The organism is Pseudomonas sp. GP01-A4 (genome assembly GCF_058780865.1).
The window spans coordinates 112113-128743 of the sequence record NZ_JBYSWF010000008.1; the positions used below are offsets into that span (position 1 = coordinate 112113).

Below are 16631 nucleotides of genomic sequence, written 5' to 3' on the forward strand. Positions count from 1 at the left end.
ACTTTTTCAAACTTTGATTTGGCTGGCGGATTCCCAATTAGGCAACACCATTGATTCGCTCATCATTGAGGGTTTTGAAAATGGCTAACAGTGGAAAAACCACCTCAGGCGCTGGTCACAAGGATCAGCAAGAAACCACGCGTAAAAGCGGCGGCCAGGGTTCAGGCGGCAATGTCGCCAATGACCGCGCAAAGGCTTCTGAAGCGGGCAAAAAAGGCGGGGCTCATGGCCACGCCCCAGGCTCCAAGAAGTCTTGATTGAGGCGTCGCCGAAGCCCGGATGTGGTCCGGGCTTCGGTCCCAATCGCCAAGAGGGATTGAGTCATGAAGACCAGCATTTCCCAAAGGATCGTACTCGCCGCCAGCTTGACGCTCGTTCTGTATGCCCCCGCCTACGCAGCCTTCGGCGACAACACCGCCCCCGAGGCACCCGCCTTGAGCGGCAACAGCCCACCCGGTTCGGCGCTGCCACCCGGCACCTATCCCAGCAGCCCTTCAGGGGCCGATAGCAGCGGCAACAAGGGCGCTGAAACCAAAGCACCCGCGCCGTCAAAAAGCGTGAAGAGCATCCGCCACAAAGGCACCTCGACCCAGCATCCCGCCAACAAGAGCGGCAAGAAAACCGTTCCTGCATCGGGAAGTTGAGAAATTAGAGCTCGCTTGGGCCACCGATAAAGTCCAGGCGCAAGTTCAACCACTGCCGAACGATTTCCCGGGACGCTTGCCGGGCATCAACAGCAGAGAAGCCCCGCTCGCGCTGCAACCATTCGCTCGTGACTTGGCGCGCCGGTTCAATGGCCGCCAGCGCCTGCTGGCGTTGCTTGGCGGGCCATTGTTTATCAGCGCCCCAGTTGCGCAGCGTTAATTCAGGATCCTGGGTCTTGCCTGCGGCGCCTGGATGGAGAAACAGCCGAGGCGACGCGGTGGCCTTGAGGGAAAGCGTGTTCCAGTCGGCGTAGCTGGCAAAGCGGATGGTGCCTTCGTTCTGCGATGCAGTGGACAAAGGCTCGGTAAACGAATCGTCCAGCCGCTTCCAGGCCGGCTGTGCAAACAGATCACCCTGAGGGGCACAAATCGGCGCAAAGCTGTCGCGGGTGGAGCCGTACAACGACCCGAACGACTCATACGCGACCTCACCCTGCCGGCTGAAAACGAAACAGTGCACATACGGGCGTTGGTCGGCGTACATCTCATACTGTTGGCGCTCGATCATCATGCGCAGCAAGGTCAACATCACCCGGTCACGGCTGACAGCAGGATCATTCTGCAGGTCCTGCCAGATCGACCAGGGAAAACTGTCTTCCTTGAGTGCTACGAGAACCTGCTTGCGATTCTCCTCGGCCTCATTCTCCGTCACGCCACTGTCAGGCTCAAAACGCTGCAGGTAGACCAGCCAGGCAGCAGCCAGGTCGTTCATCGGATACCGCCTGAGCCCTTCTGCCGCTTGTGCCGGATGGTAGGGAATACTGGCGATGATTGCGTCAACGGCTGCCGTGTCCTTGTGGGTGATCGTACCCACCTCGACCACTCTCTGGCTCAGTTGGGATTGCAGGCAGCCGGGCAGTTGTTCCGGTTCACTGGTACATGCGTTGCGAGTCTGCAGCCAGGCGCGCTGGCCACGGCGCAATTCGTCGCGCTGCTCGGGTGCCAGCTTGGCCATCGCCTGGCTGTAATACACCCCCAGCGTACTGTCGAGTTCGCTTAGTTCGGGACTGGTGCAAATGGCCTTTTCCACCGTGGTGGAGGCCTTTTTACAATCAAAGGACGCGCCATTGGCAGGCATCCCCGCGCCCATCAGCACGCCAGTGAGCAACAACATTGGATAGGCAGAATGAATACGGCGGGCCATGGCTTTCCTAGGGTGAGTTCCTTTCAAGGCGCTTATTGTGCCGACGCGATTGCCAATGTCCAGTCTGTCGGCACTGTCCTACGAAGCACTCGCCATGGAAGGGCGATCACTTGCCAGCTCACGCTCAATCTGTTCGATGCTCGGCAGGCTGGTTTGCAGCTCTGCAGGCAGTGATTCCACCAGTTGATACTCGGCAACACCAATGGGGCGCGAACTGTCACGCAGGGCGTATTCGGCCACTACTTCGTTCTTGCTCTTGCACAGCAGCAGGCCGATGGTGGGGCTGTCCTGTGGGTGCTTGAGCTGGGCATCTACCGCCGCGAGGTAAAAGCCCAGCTGCCCCAGATGGTCGGGTTTGAATTTGCCGGCCTTGAGTTCGATCACCACGTAGCACCTCAGCTTGAGGTGATAAAACAGCAGGTCGACGAAAAACTCCTCGCCTCCCACGTCCAGCAACACCTGCCGACCCACGAAGGCAAAACCGGCGCCCAGCTCCAGGAGAAAATCGGTGACATGTTTGACCAGGGCGTTTTCGATTTCACGTTCCTGCGCGTCAAGGGACAGGCCCAGGAAGTCGAAACGGTAAGGATCCTTAAGCGATTCGCGAGCCAGGTCGGATTGCGCCTTGGGTAGCAGCCCCTCGAAGTTGCTGACCGCATTGCCGCTGCGCTCCAGCAAGCGACCCTCGATTTGCATCACCAGGATGTTGCGCGACCAGTTGTGCTCGATGGCCTGGGCAATGTACCAGCGACGGGTTTCGGGCCCGGGCAGCCTGTCCAGCAACACCAGGTTATGGCCCCAGGGCAATTGTGCAGCAGCCTGTTGCACAAATTCGGAGTCCGGCCACGCCTCCGCAAATGCACGCATGTACTTCAGGTTACGCGGCGAAAAACCTTTCATCTCCGGAAACGCTGAACGCAAATCCTGCGCCAGCCGCTCAATCACCTTGGTCCCCCAGCCCTGCCGTGCCTGCCGGGTCAGAATATCCTGGCCGATTTGCCAATACAGCAACACCAACTCGCGGTTTACCGCCAGGGTGGCACGTTGCTGGGCGCAGTGGATTCGACTCTTGAGATCAGTCAGCCAGTCGCTGTATCCCTCGGGTGGTGTGTTCAGGCTATCGGGGGTCTCACTCATTCCTTTTCCCTCGTGGGTTGGGCAGGCGGCCGATAGTAGCGAGGGAAAAATGCGTAATGGGCCAGCAGAATGCTTTCGATACAAATCAACTGGAACCGTACCTTCAGGCGCATCAAGGGGTGCCTCAACATGCGTGCTGTGGTCAAATGAGCCGGTCACTTCCATGGTTATTCCCGATCTATGAACGCCACACCCACCGACGACAGCCAGGCATCCACCGGGGACCGCATCCTGTTCCTGCTCAAGACCCGTGGCCCACTGAAAACCACGGACCTGGCTGCGCTGCTGGACATCACCTCCGAAGCCGCCCGCCAGCAAATCCAGAAGTTGCAGGTCGCGCAGCTGATCGTCGGAGTATCGGCCCCCATCTCGGGTGCCGGCCGGCCCTCGTTGAAGTGGACATTGACCGAAACCGCCCAAAGCAAATTCCCCGATTCCCACAGCGTACTGACCTTGCACCTGATCGAGTCCATCGAAGGGATTTTTGGCAGTGAAGGCGTGGAAAAAGTCATCGCCAGCATGGAGGCGACCGCCAAGCACGAATACATCCAGGCCTGCTCCGCCGCATCGAGCTTGCAGGAGAAAGTCGCGATCCTGGTGCAGATTCGTGAGCGCGCCGGGTACATGGCGCAGATGGAGCCGCTGGACGAAGGCTGGCTACTGGTGGAAAACCACTGCCCGATCTGCGTGGCCGCCCGCAAATGCCAGGGTTTCTGCCGCTCGGAGTTGCAGATTTTCCAGGCTGCGCTGGGCGATGAGAATGTGGTGGAACGCTGCGAGCATTTGATCTCTGGGGATCGACGCTGCGCCTACAGCATCCAGCCCCGCCACCCGTAAGAAAGAGGCTGCGATGGGCTGCGCAGCAACCGTAATTCCAGCGCCGCAGTGTCCCGGATACACCAACGGTTCAGGACTCACCATTGCTGCGCAGTCCATCGCAGCCTCAGGCCGAAGTCAGGCCCATTGCAGGTTGAACAGAGCGAACGCCAACAGCGCCCAGATCGCCAGCACCAAGTGCGTCAGTTGCAAGCCCTCCTGGCGAATCCAGTAGCCAAACCACAAGCCACCCAGCAGCATCGCGAAAACGAAAGCCGAGAAGCCGCTGAGGGCGAGATTGAGCCATGGCCGCGCGGCCGAGAGGCCATCACCGAGGACCAACTGGTAGCTGCCGGTCCATGCCGCCACTGCCGCGATCACCTGCAGCGCCAACACAATCAGCAGTGCCAATTGATGCAGGTGGTGGGAACGCACAGCGCGCCTTAACAGGGGTATGTCGATGGCCGGAGCCTGGTGCAGTGGCGCCATGGCCATGGTCGCGCCCACCGCACCGACCGAGCTGCGAAATGCCTGCAAGTTGTTGACCACGGCGAGGGTCAGCCAGACACTCAAACCCAGGGCCTGAGTGATAAGGAACAGCCCTGCGGTAACTCCCGGCAACCATAGCTCGACGCTCATCCAAACCTCCTTGTCTGCTGTAGGGCAAATCAGGCTCTTGGCATATAACCAAGAATACACTTGGATAATACGGTGAGCGCTTTAACTTACACAAGGCAAACTTTTAGATCCGGTAACCGTTGTTGCCCAGTGGATCGAGCGGAACCTCAAGGCACCGGCAACCACCCGCTGAACCTTCCCTGGCTATCCAGCGCGCACCAGGCGAAATCTCCGGGCAGCGGCGGCAAGTTCTGCAGCGGTACGCCGCTGCCCTGCTTCCAGTCCACCACTTGCAGGGATGAACCTTGCCAGGCCAGGACCAGGCCCCGGGCCTGGCTGGTGTCATCGCTGACCCAACGGGCCACAGCCGCCGTCATGAATGCTTCGATGGGCTCTTCATCGATCTGCGTGCGATACACCGAACCGAGCAGCCAACGGCACACGTTTACATGGTAGGTCCAGTCCAGGGAGGGACGGTTGCGGTAAGCCCAGGTCATGAAGCTGCGAAACAGGTTTAAGCCCTCCGGCGGGTCGAGCTTGAGCAAACCGGGGCAGATGTCGAACAAGGTGTGCCAGTACGGCAGCAACCGTGCATCCAGGTGGACGAAACAGCGGGCGTTACTCGGGTATTCGACAGACGGTAGCAACACGTCGCTGCGGGACGGACGGCGCGACGCCTTGCTGACCAGACGGGCAGCGCCGGAAGGCAGGATAGAGCTCATGGAACGCACTCACACTCGTGACGATAGAACGCCTCCTGGTATCAGGAAGCCCGGGGCACACGTCAGAATGCAGGGGAAGCGCGAGGGTTGGCCGAGGGCCAGGAATACCGTGGAGGGGCCTTGTTGCGCCGCTCATGGGCCGGGCGCGGCTTTTGCCCCAGGCCCAACAGCCAGGCCAGGCAAAACAGGAAGACGATGCCCAGGGTCACCGCGGAGCACACCGGGCAGGCGAAGAAGTTCGACCAGCTGCTGGCCGTCGGATTGCCCAGGCCGGTATCCGAGGCCGGCGCCTTGGTGCCCAGGCTTGAACAGAACTGACCGCCCAGGCCATTGAGCTCAAGCCCCATCATCTGCCCATGGCCCAAACCGCAGACGAACACATTGAACAGGACGCAAAAATACAGGGTCCAGGCAATGAGTGAACGGTCCGGGCGGGAGAGTTTCATGGCGGCGACTTTACCATTCCCCCTGTAGGAGCTGTCGAGCTTTAGCGAGGCTGCGATGCAGGCGCCACGGTCTTGCAAGAATACCGAGCCGATCCCTTCGCAGCCTCGCTCAAGCTCGACAGCTCCCACATTTGGTCTTGCCCGGCAGGGCCTGTGACAGAACGTCGCAGATTACGCCCAGAGGCCCGGGTTGTTAGAATGCCACGCTCTCCTCGCCTGATTTAACGCTTCGTGGTACCCAGGCGCTTCACAGGATGCACAGTTGATGAGTACGTTATTCACCCGCCGCAAAGTCCTCTCCGGCATGGGATTGCTGGGCCTGGGCCTGCTGGCCGGCTGTGACAACAGCCCGAAACTGAACTTCAAGTACGGCAAGGATCTGAGCGACAAGATCATGGGCCGTACCTTCAAGCTCAAGAACACCGACGGCGAGACCGTCACCTTGAGCTCTTTCCGTGGCTTGATGCCGGTGGTGTTCTTCGGCTTCACCCAGTGCCCGGCCGTGTGCCCGACCACACTGGCGCGCATGGCCCAGGCGAAAAAACTGATGGGCCGCGACGGCAAGATCATGCAGGTGGTGTTTATCACCCTGGATCCGGAACGCGACACGCCCAAGATACTCGACGCCTACGTCAAGGCCTTCGACCCCAGCTTCCAGGCGCTGTACGGCACCCCGGAAGAAATCGCCGTGGCCGCCAAGGAATTCGGAATCTTTTATGAAAAGATCCCCGCCGGCGACAGCTACACCCTCTCCCACACCGCCACCAGCTTTGTGTTCGACACCCGGGGCACCCTGCGCCTGGGCTTGTCTGCCTCGCTTAACGCCAAAGAGTGCGCAGAAGACCTGCTCACCGTCATGGAGGTCTGCTAATGACTGCCGTTCAACACCTCAAGCGCTTCGCCCTCGGTCTCTCCCTGCTGGGCCTCGCCGCCCACGCCAGTGCACAGGCAGTGGTCACCGACGCCTGGGTACGCGCTTCGGTACCGGGCCAGCCGTCCAGCGGCGCGTTCATGACCGTTACCGCCGACAGCGACAGCAAACTGCTCAGCGTGGCGTCGCCGGTCGCCAAGACCGTGCAGATCCATGAGATGACCATGAAGGACGACGTGATGCGCATGGGCCCGGTGGATTCGGTGCCATTGCCCGCGGGCAAGGCGGTCAAGCTCGACCCGGATGGCTATCACGTGATGCTGATCGACCTCACCGCCCAGATCAAGGAAGGCGACCAGGTGCCGCTGACCGTCACCGTGGAAAATGCCAAGGGTGAAAAGCAGTCGATCGAAGTGAAAGCCCAAGCCCGTGCGTTGAATGCAACGGAAACCATGGATCACAGCAAGATGCACTAAAGCGCAGATCAAAATGTGGGAGCGGGCTTGTGTGGGAGCGGGCTTGCTCGCGAATGCGGTGTGACAGTCACCGGATGTATTGACTGATCCACCGCTTTCGCGAGCAAGCCCGCTCCCACATTGGCCCTTCAGTGCCTGAAAAATCGGGCGTCCGCTTCATACTTTTTTCGTCTCGCATCAACACTTTCTATATATTTTCAATCTGCAATACAACTCGTTAGCCTGCGCAAGCCGGACGCGTCTCCCTGTCGCCGTCCGGCCAGATAATTCTAAAAATAAGCAGCAGACAACGGGAATAACAATGAACAAATCCCCCATTACCCTGGGCTTGACTTCGGCCACCCTCGGTTTGACCCTCGCCTTCCCAACCTTTGCCGAAGCTGACTTTTTCAAAGACAGCAAGGCCGACCTCGAATTTCGCAACTTCTACTTCAACAGCGATTACCGCCAGCCCAACGCGAGCCAGTCCAAACGCGATGAGTGGGCCCAAGGGCTGATCCTCAATTACCAGTCGGGTTACACCGAAGGCCTGGTGGGCTTTGGCCTCGATGCCATTGGCCTGCAGGGTTTGAAACTGGACTCAAGCCCCGACCGCCAAAACACCGGCCTGCTTCCCGTGGGCGAGGATGGCGCACCGGACAGCTACAGTCGAATGGGCGCCACCGCCAAGGCGCGGATCTCCAAAAGCGTGCTCAAATTCGGCACGCTGATCCCCAAGCTGCCGACCGTACTGCCCAACGATGGCCGGCTGCTGCCCCAGACCTTTCGCGGCACTCAATTGACCAGCCAGGACATCGCCGGCCTGACCTTCGATGCCGGGCGCCTGACCAGCAACACCCTGCGTAACGACAGCGGCCATGCAGACATCGAAGTCGACGGCAAAGGCATCAAGGGTGCCGTGCCCAGCGATAAATTCGACTTCGCCAGTGCCAGCTACAGCTGGACCAAAACCCTGGTCACCGGCTACCACTACGCCAACCTCGAGAACAACTACAAGCAACACATCTTCAACCTGGTCCATACCCTGCCACTGGGTGACGCGCAGTCGTTCAAGACCGACCTGCGTTACGCCGACTCCAGCAAAGAAGGCAACAGCAACATCGACAACCAGGCCTTCGGTGCCAAGTTCACCTACAGCCTCCACGGCCACTCGTTCGGCGCCGCCTACCAGCGCATGAAAGGCACCACCGGCTTCCCCCACCTGGACGGTACCGACTCCTACCTCGTCAACTACGTGATGATCTCGCCGGACTTCGCCAACCCCGAGGAAAAGTCCTGGCAGGCCCGCTACGACTATGACTTCGCCGCCCTCGGCATCCCCGGCCTGACCTTCATGACCCGCTACCTCAAGGGTGACAACTTCGTGCGTACCCGAACCCTGGAAGGTACCGAGTGGGAGCGCAACACCGATATCGGCTACGTGTTCCAGAGCGGTGCCCTGAAGAACCTTGAAGTGAAATGGCGCAATGGCACGTATCGCAGCAATGGCAGCGGCAGCGATATCGACCAGAACCGCTTTATCGTCAGCTACACCCTGCCCTTGCTGTGATTTTTCCCGGAGCGTTGCACATGAATAGCAGAAAAAGCCTGATCCACCTGGCCGTCGCCTTTGCCCTGTTCAGCAGTTACGGCGCCTACGCCGCCGACACCGGCGCGTTGCCCTGCAAAACCACCGAAGAGTGCGCCGCCCAGGCGGCCAAAGTCGGCGCCACGCCGGGCTCCTCGCAAAGCGCCCACAAGGCCAAGGGCGACCCGACCCAAACCCAGTTCGCCTGGTTGAACCGCATCAACAAAGCCTCGATCGTGATGCTCACCGAAGAAGGCATCGTCAAGCCGGACATGGGCCACAAGATCGCCGGCGGCGTGCGCTTTGCCATCGACCAGGCCGACCAGCCCGATGGCAAGCGCCCGGAAGACGTGCTGCAACTGGAAAAAATCATGACCGACAAGATCGGTCCGGAAGCGTCGCTGATCCACTCCGGCCGCAGCCGCCAGGACATGCTCGCCACCTACCGCCTGGCCAAACTGCGCTCCCAGGTGCTGGCCTACAGCGAGGCACTGAACGCCACCCGCCAACGTATCCTGAACATCGCCGACAAGAACATCGACACCCTGGTGCCCGCCTACACCAACGGCGTGCAGGCCATGCCCATCAGCTATGCGCACTACCTGCTGGCGTTCGAAGCCGCATTTGATCGCGACGGCCAACGCATCCGTGAACTCTACACTCGCCTCAACCTGAGCCCGATGGGCACCGCGGTACTGGCGAACTCCGCTTACCCGCTGAACCGCGAACGCCTGGCCGAGTTGCTGGGGTTCGACGGCGTGCGGGAAAACTCCCTGGATTCGAGCCAGGTGTCGACCTACGACATCCCGATCGAGGCGGCCAACCTCGCGGCGTCTTCGGCGATCCGCATCGGCGCGATGATTGGCGATATCCATACCCAGTACCATCAGATCCGCCCCTGGTTGCTGCTGGACGAAGAGTCCACCTACACCAGCAGTGCGATGCCGCAAAAACGCAACCCGGGGTTGTTGATGCGCACTCGGGAATCGGCCTCGGACGTGGTGGGCCTGGCGCAAACCGTGACCTTGCGCGCGCATAACGTCACCACCGGCATGACCGACTACAAGTTTGCGTTCGATTCATTGGGGCTGTTCCAGTCCACCGATGACATGTTCAAAAGCATGGATGCCGTGCTGGATGCGCTGCAGATCAACCCGCAGCGAGCGCTGGATGAGCTGGAGTCGGAATGGACCACGTCCATGGAGTTGGCCGACACCCTGGAGCGTCAGTTCAAGGTGCCGTTCCGCATTGGCCACAGCTTCGCCTCGTTGATCGTCACCGAGGCGCGCAGCAATGGCACCACGCCGAAGACCTTCGCGTATGCGGACGCGCAGAAGCTGTACACCCAGGCCGCGGACAAATACAAATGGACGCCGAATACGTTGCCGCTGGATGAGGCCGGTTTCCGGGCTGCACTGTCGCCGACCACGATGGTCAAGACTCGCAAGGGTACGGGTGGGCCGCAGCCGGAAGAGGTCAAGCGGATGCTGGTGGAAGCGCGCAAGAATCTCGACGCGGACCAGAGTTGGTTGAAGGAGCGTCGTGAGAAGCTGAAAGGTGCTGAAGGCAACCTGGACAAGGCCTTCGACAAGTTGCTCAACGCCAAGGGCTGAAATGCGATCTGAATGTGGGAGCGGGCTTGCTCGCGAAGGCGGTGTATCAGTTAGCAGATTTATTGGCTGACCCACCGCATTCGCGAGCAAGCCCGCTCCCACATTTGACCGCGTTTGGGTCTGGAAAGCATGTTCGGCTCAGTGACTCAGCTCCCGCTTCAACACCTCATGGTCAATCGACTTCTGCCACCCGCATATCGCCAGGCACGCCACGCAATTGCCCAGCACATTGGTCAACGACCGACACTTCATCAGCCGTTCCACTCCCAACAACAAACCCACCCCTTCCAGTGGCACCAGTTGCAGGATGTTCAAGGTAGCAATCAGGGTAAACAGCGCCGAGCCCGCGACACTGGTAGACCCCAGCGAGGTAAACAGGCAGATCACCAGCACCGCCAGCAACTCGGGCACGGCAATCTCCACCCCGGCGAGGTGCGCCAGGAACATAATGGCAGTGGTCAGGTAAAGATTGGTACCGGCCAAGTTGAACGTATACCCGGTGGTCAACACCAGGCGCACTAATTGGCGATCACAGCCCAGCGCCTCAAGTTTGCTGACGCAACCTGGAAGTGCGGCTACTGAAGAGCCGGTGAACGTCACCAACAACAACTCTTCTTTCAAGTAAGCAATTAGCCTACTCAATTTAACGCCGAGCAGGCGGGTAATCGTGGCGAACACTAGAATGACGAACACCGCGCAAACCAGGTAAATAACAACAATGAACTTCAAGAGCGGCAGCACCGAACTTAAACCGTACTTTCCCACCACAAATGCCATCGCCCCAAACGCCGCCAGCGGTGCGAACTTCAGGATAAACCGCAGCAACCAGAACAACCCGGCGACCGCCGCTTCCAGCCAACCGAGGCAGCGGTTTGCGACCTGGCCGCCACGCCCCAGCAGCAGGCCGCACAGCACCGCCACCAGCATCACCTGGAGCACCAGGCTTTGGGTGAAAACCTTGTAAAGACTGGACGAAATCGAGGTCATCGACAGCTCGTGCAGCAGCGTTTCGGGCGCGGCAGGCGGTGTCAGATGATCAAAATCCAGGTTGGCCACTGCCGTATGATCCAGGCTGAACAACCACCCCGTCGACATTCCCAACACCAATGCAGCAAGGGACATCAGCTGGAAATACACCACGATCCGCCCCACTACATGCCGATGGTGGGGCTCGCGCTTGATACCTGCGACACCGGTCGACACCAGCACAAACAACAGAAATGGCATCAGTAACCCGACCACTTTTATAAAGGCGTCACTGAGCAGCTTCATCTCGATTGCCACGCCCGGATAAAACAACCCTACTACCATGCCGAGTGCAATGGCAATCAAAATAGGCAAGGTAGCATTATTGGCAAGTCGGGTTGGCATCAATGCTCCATGGTCTTTTTATTTATTGTTATTGTCGGATCAGGCCACTTTCGGCATATTGGTCGCCAAGGCGCATTCAGGCCACAAATAATAAAGTCTTGTCACGGGATATACCACCATGGAACTTCGCCATTTACGTTATTTCATCATGGTGGCCGAAGAGCGACATTTCACCCGCGCTGCCGCTCGCCTGAACATGCAGCAGCCGCCCCTCAGCCAACAGATACGTGCCCTCGAACAAGAGCTGGGATTCGACCTGTTCAAGCGACACCCCAAGGGCGTCGACCTGACTGCCGGCGGGCTGGTGTTTCTCGATGAAGCCCGAGTGATCCTCGCCCGCGTCGAGCAAGGTTCCCTCAAGGCGGCTCGCGCTGCCCAGGGTATCGAAGGCACGTTGGTCATTGCCTTCACCAGTTCCGCCGCCGCCCACCCGCTGATCCCGCGAATCATCCGCGCCTACCGCGAGCAATACCCGGGCGTGGAGCTCTCGATCAACGAAGGCAGCGCCCGGGAAGTCACCGAAGACACCATCGAAAAACGCATCGACATCGGCATCCTCCGCGCACCGGTGGGCGACCACCAGAGCCTCACGTTCCACCGATTGCTCAACGAAGAAATGCTGCTGACCCTGCCCGTCGGGCATGCGCTGCTCAAGGGCGCCGAGCCAAAAATCACCATGGCCGACCTCAAGGACGAACGCTTCATCCTGGTCCGCCGCCCCGGCGCGCCGGGGATGTACGCCAACCTGATCAAGGCCTGCCAGAACGCCGGCTTCGAGCCGAAGATTGCCTTTGAAGTGGAGCGCATGCTGACCAACGTCAGCCTGGTGGCAGCCGGCGAAGGCATCTCGGTGGTGCCGGCGTCGATGCGCGACGTGCATCGCGAAAGCGTGGTGTACTGCCGGATCAGCGATGCACGGCCAAGGTTGCTGGCACCGATCACCCTGGTGCGGCGCGCGTTCAATCCGTCGACGCCGTTGCAGAATTTCATTGGGCTGGCGCGGGAGTTGGCGGGGGTTTATCGCAAGGGTTGAGTCATCGCGTGAAAACTCTCGGTGAGCAGTTCCACTGCCGCGCGGATGCTGTCGCTTTGCCGTGGAACGGCGTACAGGCCGTAGTTGACACTCAAAATAGGCCCATCGCTTTCAGCCAGGGAAATGATGCGCATCGTCTCCGGCCGAATATTCTCCGCCGGCAGCAAGGCCACACCCAATCCGCCCTCCACCGCTGCGGTGATTACGCCAATGTTCGGGCTGGTCACCGTGACCCGAAAATCCCGCCCGGCGTTCAGCAAGGCATCAAACATCAAGCGCCGCCAGGCACAGGGTTCGGCATACACGATGACATCCAGCGGCAGCGCCGCATCGATTTCTTCATCAATCGCGCACACCCAGTACAGCTCGACGTTCCAGGCGTGCACAGGGTCGGCGTTGAACGATGAGCTGACGCCAATGGCCACGTCCAGCTCGCCGTCATTCCAACGTTCGGCGAGTGCGTCGCCGTGATCAACAACGACCTCCAGGTGTACATGCGGGCAGGCGCGCCGCAGCCGGCCGAGCGCTGCCGGCAACGCCGATACCGCCACGTCTTCCGAGAGCCCGACGCGCACATTGCCCATCACCGTGCGCTCTTTCAGGCGCGCTGCTACCGTCTCGCCCAAGGCCAGAATGCGCGTCGCGTAGGTGAGCAGCAGTTCGCCTTCGGTAGTGGGCACCACGCCCCGACCTGTTCTGCGCAACAGCCGCTGGCCTAGCAACTCCTCAAGCCGGCGGATTTGTGCGCTTAGGGCCGATTGCGCCCTGCCCGCCTGCTGGGCTGCGCCACTCAGGCTGCCGTGCTGGCATACCGAGATAAAGGTTCGTAGCAGATAGGGTTCAAACGCGTCAGATATCATGTTTGGGTTAACTCTGAATCAACAGCTATCACCCTACCTCGATAGCTTGAGCATGACTACCCTGCTGGAACGTTATCAACCAGGAAGAGCCTCATGACCCAGCTCCAGAACCAACGCATCGTACTGGCCGCCCGCCCCGACGGGCGCCCGCAACCCAGCGATTTTCGCGTGGAGTACAGCGCGATTCCCGAGCCTGCCGAAGGCGAAGTGTTGCTGGAAAACCTCTATCTGTCCCTCGACCCCTACATGCGCTGGCGCATGAGTGCGGCCAAATCCTATGCCGAGCCAGTGGGCATCGGCGAGGTGATGGTGGGCGGCACGGTCGCGCGGATCAAACATTCACGAAACCCGTTGTGGCAAGAGGGCGACATCGTGCTTGCCTATGCCGGCTGGCAGCGATTTGCGCTCTCGGACGGCCTCGATCTGCGGCTTCTGGATCCGGGCATAGCCCACCCCAGCACAGCGCTGGGAGTTCTTGGAATGCCGGGGTTCACCGCGTACTCGGGGTTGCTCACTATCGGCCAACCCAAGCCCGGTGACACCGTGGTAGTGGCGGCGGCGAGTGGCGCAGTGGGCTCGGTGGTCGGCCAGATCGCCCGCATCAAGGGCGCACGCGCGGTGGGTATCGCGGGTGGGCCGGAGAAATGCGCATTCGTGAAAAATGAACTCGGGTTTGATGCCGTCATCGACCATCGCGCAGCGGATTTTGCCCAGCAGTTGGCCGAAGCCTGCCCCAATGGAATTGACGTTTACTTCGAAAATGTCTCGGGGGCGGTTTGGGATGCCGTGAGGCCGCTGCTCAATGACTTTGCGCGGATACCCGTATGTGGGCTGATCGCCCATTACAACGACCGCTCGGTGCCTGGGCAACAGGTCGACCGACTGCCGGCGACTATGCACGACATCCTCGCCAAGAGCCTCACAGTGCGCGGCTTTATCCAGACCGAGTTTGTTGACGAGCAGCAGGACGACTTCTTGCAGGAAGCCGCGCAGTGGATTGATCAGGGCAAGCTGAAGTGGCGCGATGACATTGTCGAGGGCCTGGAGCAAGCGCCTGAGGCGTTTATCGGGCTGCTGGAGGGGCGCAACTTCGGCAAGTTGATTGTGCGACTGGCTTGACGCCTCAATCCACCACGAACAACTTCGCCCCGACGGTAGTCGATGACCGATGCCCCTCCATGTCATTGCCCACCTGATAACTCATCCCGGCAGTCAGCGTGAACTGCCGGCCATCCTCCAGCTCGGTGTGCAGCTCACCTTCCAGGCACAGCAGGATATGCCCGCGCCAACACCAGTGATCAGCCAGGTAACCGGCGCTGTATTCGACCATGCGCACGCGGGTTGAACCGAACTGGCAGGTGCGCCAATACGCACTGCCGGTTTCGCCGGGATGCATCACCGGCTCGAGGGTCGACCAGTCGGTGGTGCCAAAGGGGATTGCGGTCAGGTCCATGGTTTTCTCGGCATTGAATAGGTATGGATGAACCGTATCTATAAGGTGAATGCCGCGATAGAGACAGATCCGCTGCATTTGCGGGATACAGGGCGATGACTCTTGGTATCCTGCCAAGCCTCTTCGCATGGAAGCCCGTCGATGAAGATCGATCCATCCTTTGTTGTGCATGAGACCGAGCACTGGCTGCTCAATCATCACCTGTCATCCGCACTGCCGGGCTACCTGATGCTGGGTGCCAAGGCGCCGGTTGACTCACTGGCCGAGATGCCCGATGCGGCGCTCGCGGAGCTGGGTGGGTTGCTGGCCAAAACCCAGCGGGTCATGGAGGCTCAGTTGAAGCCCAAGTGGCTTTACATCAGCCGGTTCGGGCATATGCCGGGCTTCCCGCTGCACTTTCATTTCATACCGGTGTATGGATGGGTTGAAGCGCTGTTCTGGCAGGATGAGCGCTATCGGGTGTTGCAGAATTTCGGGACGCAGCAGAAGGCTACCGACGGTGCGGAGCTGACGCTTTTTATCTGGCGGGAGTTTGGTGAGAGCCCTACGCCGCCGGTGGTTCAAGGAGCTTCGGTGAGCGAGGTGATCAGGTGTTTGCGTACGGAGTTCAATACCCAGGACGACACATGACCTGTGGCGAGGGAGCTTGCTCCCGCTGGGCTGCGCAGCAGCCCCAAGATGGTCAGCGAGTTCTTTCAGTCAGATTGCGCTGGCTTTATTGGGGCCGCTTCGCGACCCAGCGGGAGTAAGCTCCCTCGCCACAGCAAGCGCCCTCACCACAGTTTTTCCGTGTCAGCGCAAACGGCGCAGGTGTTTACGCATAGGAATACAGGCCAACTGCAACCCCGATGGCGAGTGGTAGATCGCCTGCTCATCGCCCACATACCCACACCGCCGATAAAAATCCGCCGCGTTCAACGTCGCGTCCAGGATCACTTCCTTAATCCCCAACTCCCGCGCCAACGCCTCCAGATATACCAATATCTGCTTGCCAATCCCGCGTCCGGTAAACCCGGGCAGCACAAACAACGCACCGATTTCGTTGTTCGCCAGATCCAGCATGCCGGTAGCGACCGGCTCACCGTCGACACATCCCAGGTAAAAATGCTTGTCCATCAGCGTGTCGTAACCGTCCTTGGCTGCGCCTTGCGTCCACAACATCATCTGCTCGGACGTATAGGCGCCGATGCATTGGCTGCGTATGGCCAACAGGCGAATGTCGAAGGCTGCCTGTGCATCTTCCAGCGTGGCGCGTCGTATCTCGAGCATCTGTCCCTCCATGGACGTCAGGCGTTCTCGTCACCCGGTCGGGTAAACGAATAGCGATCAATATCGGTCCTCAGCTGCCAGCCCTGGCCCTGCCAATAACGGGCAGCGCTGTCGTTGGACTTGAACACATCCAGGTGGCATTTGCGGATGCCCAATTGCGCCAGGCGGGTGAGGCAGCGCTCAACCAACGCGTTCGCAATACCCTGGCGCCGATACGCGGGCAGCACCAGCAAGTGCTGCAAATACCCGCGCCGGCCATCGTGCCCGCACATCACGCACCCAACCAGCCCCCCGTCGACCTCGGCGACGAAACTCATGCCTGGATTGCGCTCCAGGTAACGCTCAGTGGCCTCGCGGGAGTCGGCATCGCGCAGGGAGATGCCAGGCGTTTTTTGCATCAGTTCGAGCACGGCGTCGTAGTCGGCAGTGCTCATTACGCGAATAGTGACCATGGTGTTCAAAGCCCTCTGAGTTCGCACTGATTTTGCCTGTAGTTGTGCCGGTCGCGCACGCATAAATACACGACCGGAT

Annotated in this window: 19 protein-coding genes; 9 read left to right on the forward strand and 10 right to left on the reverse strand. The window is 60.0% G+C overall.

What is annotated here, in order from left to right:
• The first annotated feature begins 323 nt into the window (after positions 1–323).
• Complete coding sequence (locus AC3WKX_RS07955; RefSeq protein WP_102606266.1) at positions 324–644, forward strand: hypothetical protein; 321 nt, start codon at positions 324–326, stop codon at positions 642–644.
• A 4-nt stretch (positions 645–648) separates the two neighbouring features.
• On the opposite strand, the gene AC3WKX_RS07960 is transcribed toward AC3WKX_RS07955, so the two are convergent.
• Positions 649–1848 (reverse strand): lysozyme inhibitor LprI family protein, encoded by a 1200-nt coding sequence (locus tag AC3WKX_RS07960; RefSeq protein WP_102606267.1) that lies wholly within the window; start codon positions 1846–1848, stop codon positions 649–651.
• A gap of 78 nt (positions 1849–1926) precedes the next feature.
• Positions 1927–2985 carry a PDDEXK nuclease domain-containing protein gene (locus AC3WKX_RS07965; protein ID WP_102606268.1) on the reverse strand — a complete coding sequence of 353 codons (1059 nt, stop codon included), beginning with the start codon at positions 2983–2985 and terminating at the stop codon, positions 1927–1929.
• A gap of 180 nt (positions 2986–3165) precedes the next feature.
• Here AC3WKX_RS07965 and AC3WKX_RS07970 point away from each other — a divergent pair, with 180 nt between their 5' ends.
• The gene (locus AC3WKX_RS07970; protein WP_102606269.1) at positions 3166–3822 is read left to right on the forward strand and encodes a helix-turn-helix transcriptional regulator; all 657 of its coding nucleotides are present in this window, start codon (positions 3166–3168) and stop codon (positions 3820–3822) included.
• Positions 3823–3939: 117 nt separating this feature from the next.
• On the opposite strand, the gene AC3WKX_RS07975 is transcribed toward AC3WKX_RS07970, so the two are convergent.
• The 3 genes from AC3WKX_RS07975 to AC3WKX_RS07985 all read right to left on the reverse strand — a co-directional run bounded on the left by AC3WKX_RS07975 (position 3940) and on the right by AC3WKX_RS07985 (position 5587).
• Positions 3940–4440: a DUF2165 family protein gene (locus AC3WKX_RS07975; RefSeq protein WP_102606270.1), complete on the reverse strand. Its 501-nt coding sequence runs from the start codon at positions 4438–4440 to the stop codon at positions 3940–3942.
• A gap of 146 nt (positions 4441–4586) precedes the next feature.
• Positions 4587–5141: a putative natural product biosynthesis protein gene (locus AC3WKX_RS07980; protein ID WP_102606271.1), complete on the reverse strand. Its 555-nt coding sequence runs from the start codon at positions 5139–5141 to the stop codon at positions 4587–4589.
• A gap of 62 nt (positions 5142–5203) precedes the next feature.
• Complete coding sequence (locus tag AC3WKX_RS07985) at positions 5204–5587, reverse strand: DUF2946 domain-containing protein (protein WP_102606272.1); 384 nt, start codon at positions 5585–5587, stop codon at positions 5204–5206.
• Positions 5588–5852: 265 nt separating this feature from the next.
• On the opposite strand from AC3WKX_RS07985, the gene AC3WKX_RS07990 reads away from it, so the two are divergent.
• The 4 genes from AC3WKX_RS07990 to AC3WKX_RS08005 all read left to right on the forward strand — a co-directional run bounded on the left by AC3WKX_RS07990 (position 5853) and on the right by AC3WKX_RS08005 (position 10114).
• Complete coding sequence (locus AC3WKX_RS07990; RefSeq protein WP_003207358.1) at positions 5853–6458, forward strand: SCO family protein; 606 nt, start codon at positions 5853–5855, stop codon at positions 6456–6458.
• Complete coding sequence (locus AC3WKX_RS07995) at positions 6458–6934, forward strand: copper chaperone PCu(A)C (RefSeq protein WP_003207356.1); 477 nt, start codon at positions 6458–6460, stop codon at positions 6932–6934. Before AC3WKX_RS07990 ends, AC3WKX_RS07995 begins: the two co-directional genes overlap by 1 nt.
• A 301-nt stretch (positions 6935–7235) precedes the next feature.
• A complete protein-coding gene (locus AC3WKX_RS08000; protein WP_008435327.1) occupies positions 7236–8483 on the forward strand; it encodes an OprD family porin in 1248 nt (415 codons plus the stop codon).
• Positions 8484–8503: 20 nt separating this feature from the next.
• A complete protein-coding gene (locus AC3WKX_RS08005) occupies positions 8504–10114 on the forward strand; it encodes an argininosuccinate lyase (protein ID WP_003207353.1) in 1611 nt (536 codons plus the stop codon).
• Positions 10115–10252: 138 nt separating this feature from the next.
• Here AC3WKX_RS08005 and AC3WKX_RS08010 read toward each other — a convergent pair whose 3' ends face one another.
• Positions 10253–11485, reverse strand: a complete 1233-nt coding sequence (locus AC3WKX_RS08010) for a cation:dicarboxylate symporter family transporter (RefSeq protein WP_102606145.1) — start codon at positions 11483–11485, stop codon at positions 10253–10255.
• A gap of 118 nt (positions 11486–11603) precedes the next feature.
• Between AC3WKX_RS08010 and AC3WKX_RS08015 the strand changes: the two genes are divergently transcribed.
• Positions 11604–12518, forward strand: a complete 915-nt coding sequence (locus AC3WKX_RS08015) for a LysR family transcriptional regulator (protein ID WP_003207349.1) — start codon at positions 11604–11606, stop codon at positions 12516–12518.
• On the opposite strand, the gene AC3WKX_RS08020 is transcribed toward AC3WKX_RS08015, so the two are convergent.
• Positions 12503–13378 (reverse strand): LysR family transcriptional regulator, encoded by an 876-nt coding sequence (locus AC3WKX_RS08020; RefSeq protein WP_023658772.1) that lies wholly within the window; start codon positions 13376–13378, stop codon positions 12503–12505. The two genes, AC3WKX_RS08015 and AC3WKX_RS08020, sit on opposite strands and share 16 nt — an antisense overlap.
• Positions 13379–13471: 93 nt before the next feature.
• Here AC3WKX_RS08020 and curA point away from each other — a divergent pair, with 93 nt between their 5' ends.
• Complete coding sequence (curA, locus tag AC3WKX_RS08025) at positions 13472–14497, forward strand: NADPH-dependent curcumin/dihydrocurcumin reductase (RefSeq protein ID WP_102606144.1); 1026 nt, start codon at positions 13472–13474, stop codon at positions 14495–14497.
• Positions 14498–14501: 4 nt separating this feature from the next.
• On the opposite strand, the gene AC3WKX_RS08030 is transcribed toward curA, so the two are convergent.
• Positions 14502–14831 (reverse strand): DHCW motif cupin fold protein, encoded by a 330-nt coding sequence (locus AC3WKX_RS08030; RefSeq protein ID WP_003207343.1) that lies wholly within the window; start codon positions 14829–14831, stop codon positions 14502–14504.
• Between the two features lie 141 nt (positions 14832–14972).
• Here AC3WKX_RS08030 and AC3WKX_RS08035 point away from each other — a divergent pair, with 141 nt between their 5' ends.
• On the forward strand, positions 14973–15461 hold the full coding sequence (locus AC3WKX_RS08035; RefSeq protein WP_003207341.1) for an HIT family protein: 489 nt from the start codon (positions 14973–14975) through the stop codon (positions 15459–15461).
• Between the two features lie 162 nt (positions 15462–15623).
• On the opposite strand, the gene AC3WKX_RS08040 is transcribed toward AC3WKX_RS08035, so the two are convergent.
• Together AC3WKX_RS08040 and AC3WKX_RS08045 are read right to left on the reverse strand one after the other, a co-directional pair.
• The gene (locus tag AC3WKX_RS08040; RefSeq protein WP_102606143.1) at positions 15624–16100 is read right to left on the reverse strand and encodes a GNAT family N-acetyltransferase; all 477 of its coding nucleotides are present in this window, start codon (positions 16098–16100) and stop codon (positions 15624–15626) included.
• A 17-nt stretch (positions 16101–16117) separates the two neighbouring features.
• Entirely contained in the window at positions 16118–16615 is a 498-nt protein-coding gene (locus AC3WKX_RS08045) for a GNAT family N-acetyltransferase (RefSeq protein ID WP_219736773.1), read from the reverse strand.
• Positions 16616–16631: the final 16 nt, after the last annotated feature.

Excerpts from the sequence above, each read along its gene's own strand:
- AC3WKX_RS07955 (WP_102606266.1), top strand. The coding sequence starts at position 324 with ATGAAGACCAGCATTTCCCAAAGGATCGTACTCGCCGCCAGCTTGACG.
- AC3WKX_RS07960 (WP_102606267.1), bottom strand. The coding sequence starts at position 1,848 with ATGGCCCGCCGTATTCATTCTGCCTATCCAATGTTGTTGCTCACTGGC.
- AC3WKX_RS07965 (WP_102606268.1), bottom strand. The coding sequence starts at position 2,985 with ATGAGTGAGACCCCCGATAGCCTGAACACACCACCCGAGGGATACAGC.
- AC3WKX_RS07970 (WP_102606269.1), top strand. The coding sequence starts at position 3,166 with ATGAACGCCACACCCACCGACGACAGCCAGGCATCCACCGGGGACCGC.
- AC3WKX_RS07975 (WP_102606270.1), bottom strand. The coding sequence starts at position 4,440 with ATGAGCGTCGAGCTATGGTTGCCGGGAGTTACCGCAGGGCTGTTCCTT.
- AC3WKX_RS07980 (WP_102606271.1), bottom strand. The coding sequence starts at position 5,141 with ATGAGCTCTATCCTGCCTTCCGGCGCTGCCCGTCTGGTCAGCAAGGCG.
- AC3WKX_RS07985 (WP_102606272.1), bottom strand. The coding sequence starts at position 5,587 with ATGAAACTCTCCCGCCCGGACCGTTCACTCATTGCCTGGACCCTGTAT.
- AC3WKX_RS07990 (WP_003207358.1), top strand. The coding sequence starts at position 5,853 with ATGAGTACGTTATTCACCCGCCGCAAAGTCCTCTCCGGCATGGGATTG.
- AC3WKX_RS07995 (WP_003207356.1), top strand. The coding sequence starts at position 6,458 with ATGACTGCCGTTCAACACCTCAAGCGCTTCGCCCTCGGTCTCTCCCTG.
- AC3WKX_RS08000 (WP_008435327.1), top strand. The coding sequence starts at position 7,236 with ATGAACAAATCCCCCATTACCCTGGGCTTGACTTCGGCCACCCTCGGT.
- AC3WKX_RS08005 (WP_003207353.1), top strand. The coding sequence starts at position 8,504 with ATGAATAGCAGAAAAAGCCTGATCCACCTGGCCGTCGCCTTTGCCCTG.
- AC3WKX_RS08010 (WP_102606145.1), bottom strand. The coding sequence starts at position 11,485 with ATGCCAACCCGACTTGCCAATAATGCTACCTTGCCTATTTTGATTGCC.
- AC3WKX_RS08015 (WP_003207349.1), top strand. The coding sequence starts at position 11,604 with ATGGAACTTCGCCATTTACGTTATTTCATCATGGTGGCCGAAGAGCGA.
- AC3WKX_RS08020 (WP_023658772.1), bottom strand. The coding sequence starts at position 13,378 with ATGATATCTGACGCGTTTGAACCCTATCTGCTACGAACCTTTATCTCG.
- curA (WP_102606144.1), top strand. The coding sequence starts at position 13,472 with ATGACCCAGCTCCAGAACCAACGCATCGTACTGGCCGCCCGCCCCGAC.
- AC3WKX_RS08030 (WP_003207343.1), bottom strand. The coding sequence starts at position 14,831 with ATGGACCTGACCGCAATCCCCTTTGGCACCACCGACTGGTCGACCCTC.
- AC3WKX_RS08035 (WP_003207341.1), top strand. The coding sequence starts at position 14,973 with ATGAAGATCGATCCATCCTTTGTTGTGCATGAGACCGAGCACTGGCTG.
- AC3WKX_RS08040 (WP_102606143.1), bottom strand. The coding sequence starts at position 16,100 with ATGCTCGAGATACGACGCGCCACGCTGGAAGATGCACAGGCAGCCTTC.
- AC3WKX_RS08045 (WP_219736773.1), bottom strand. The coding sequence starts at position 16,615 with ATGCGTGCGCGACCGGCACAACTACAGGCAAAATCAGTGCGAACTCAG.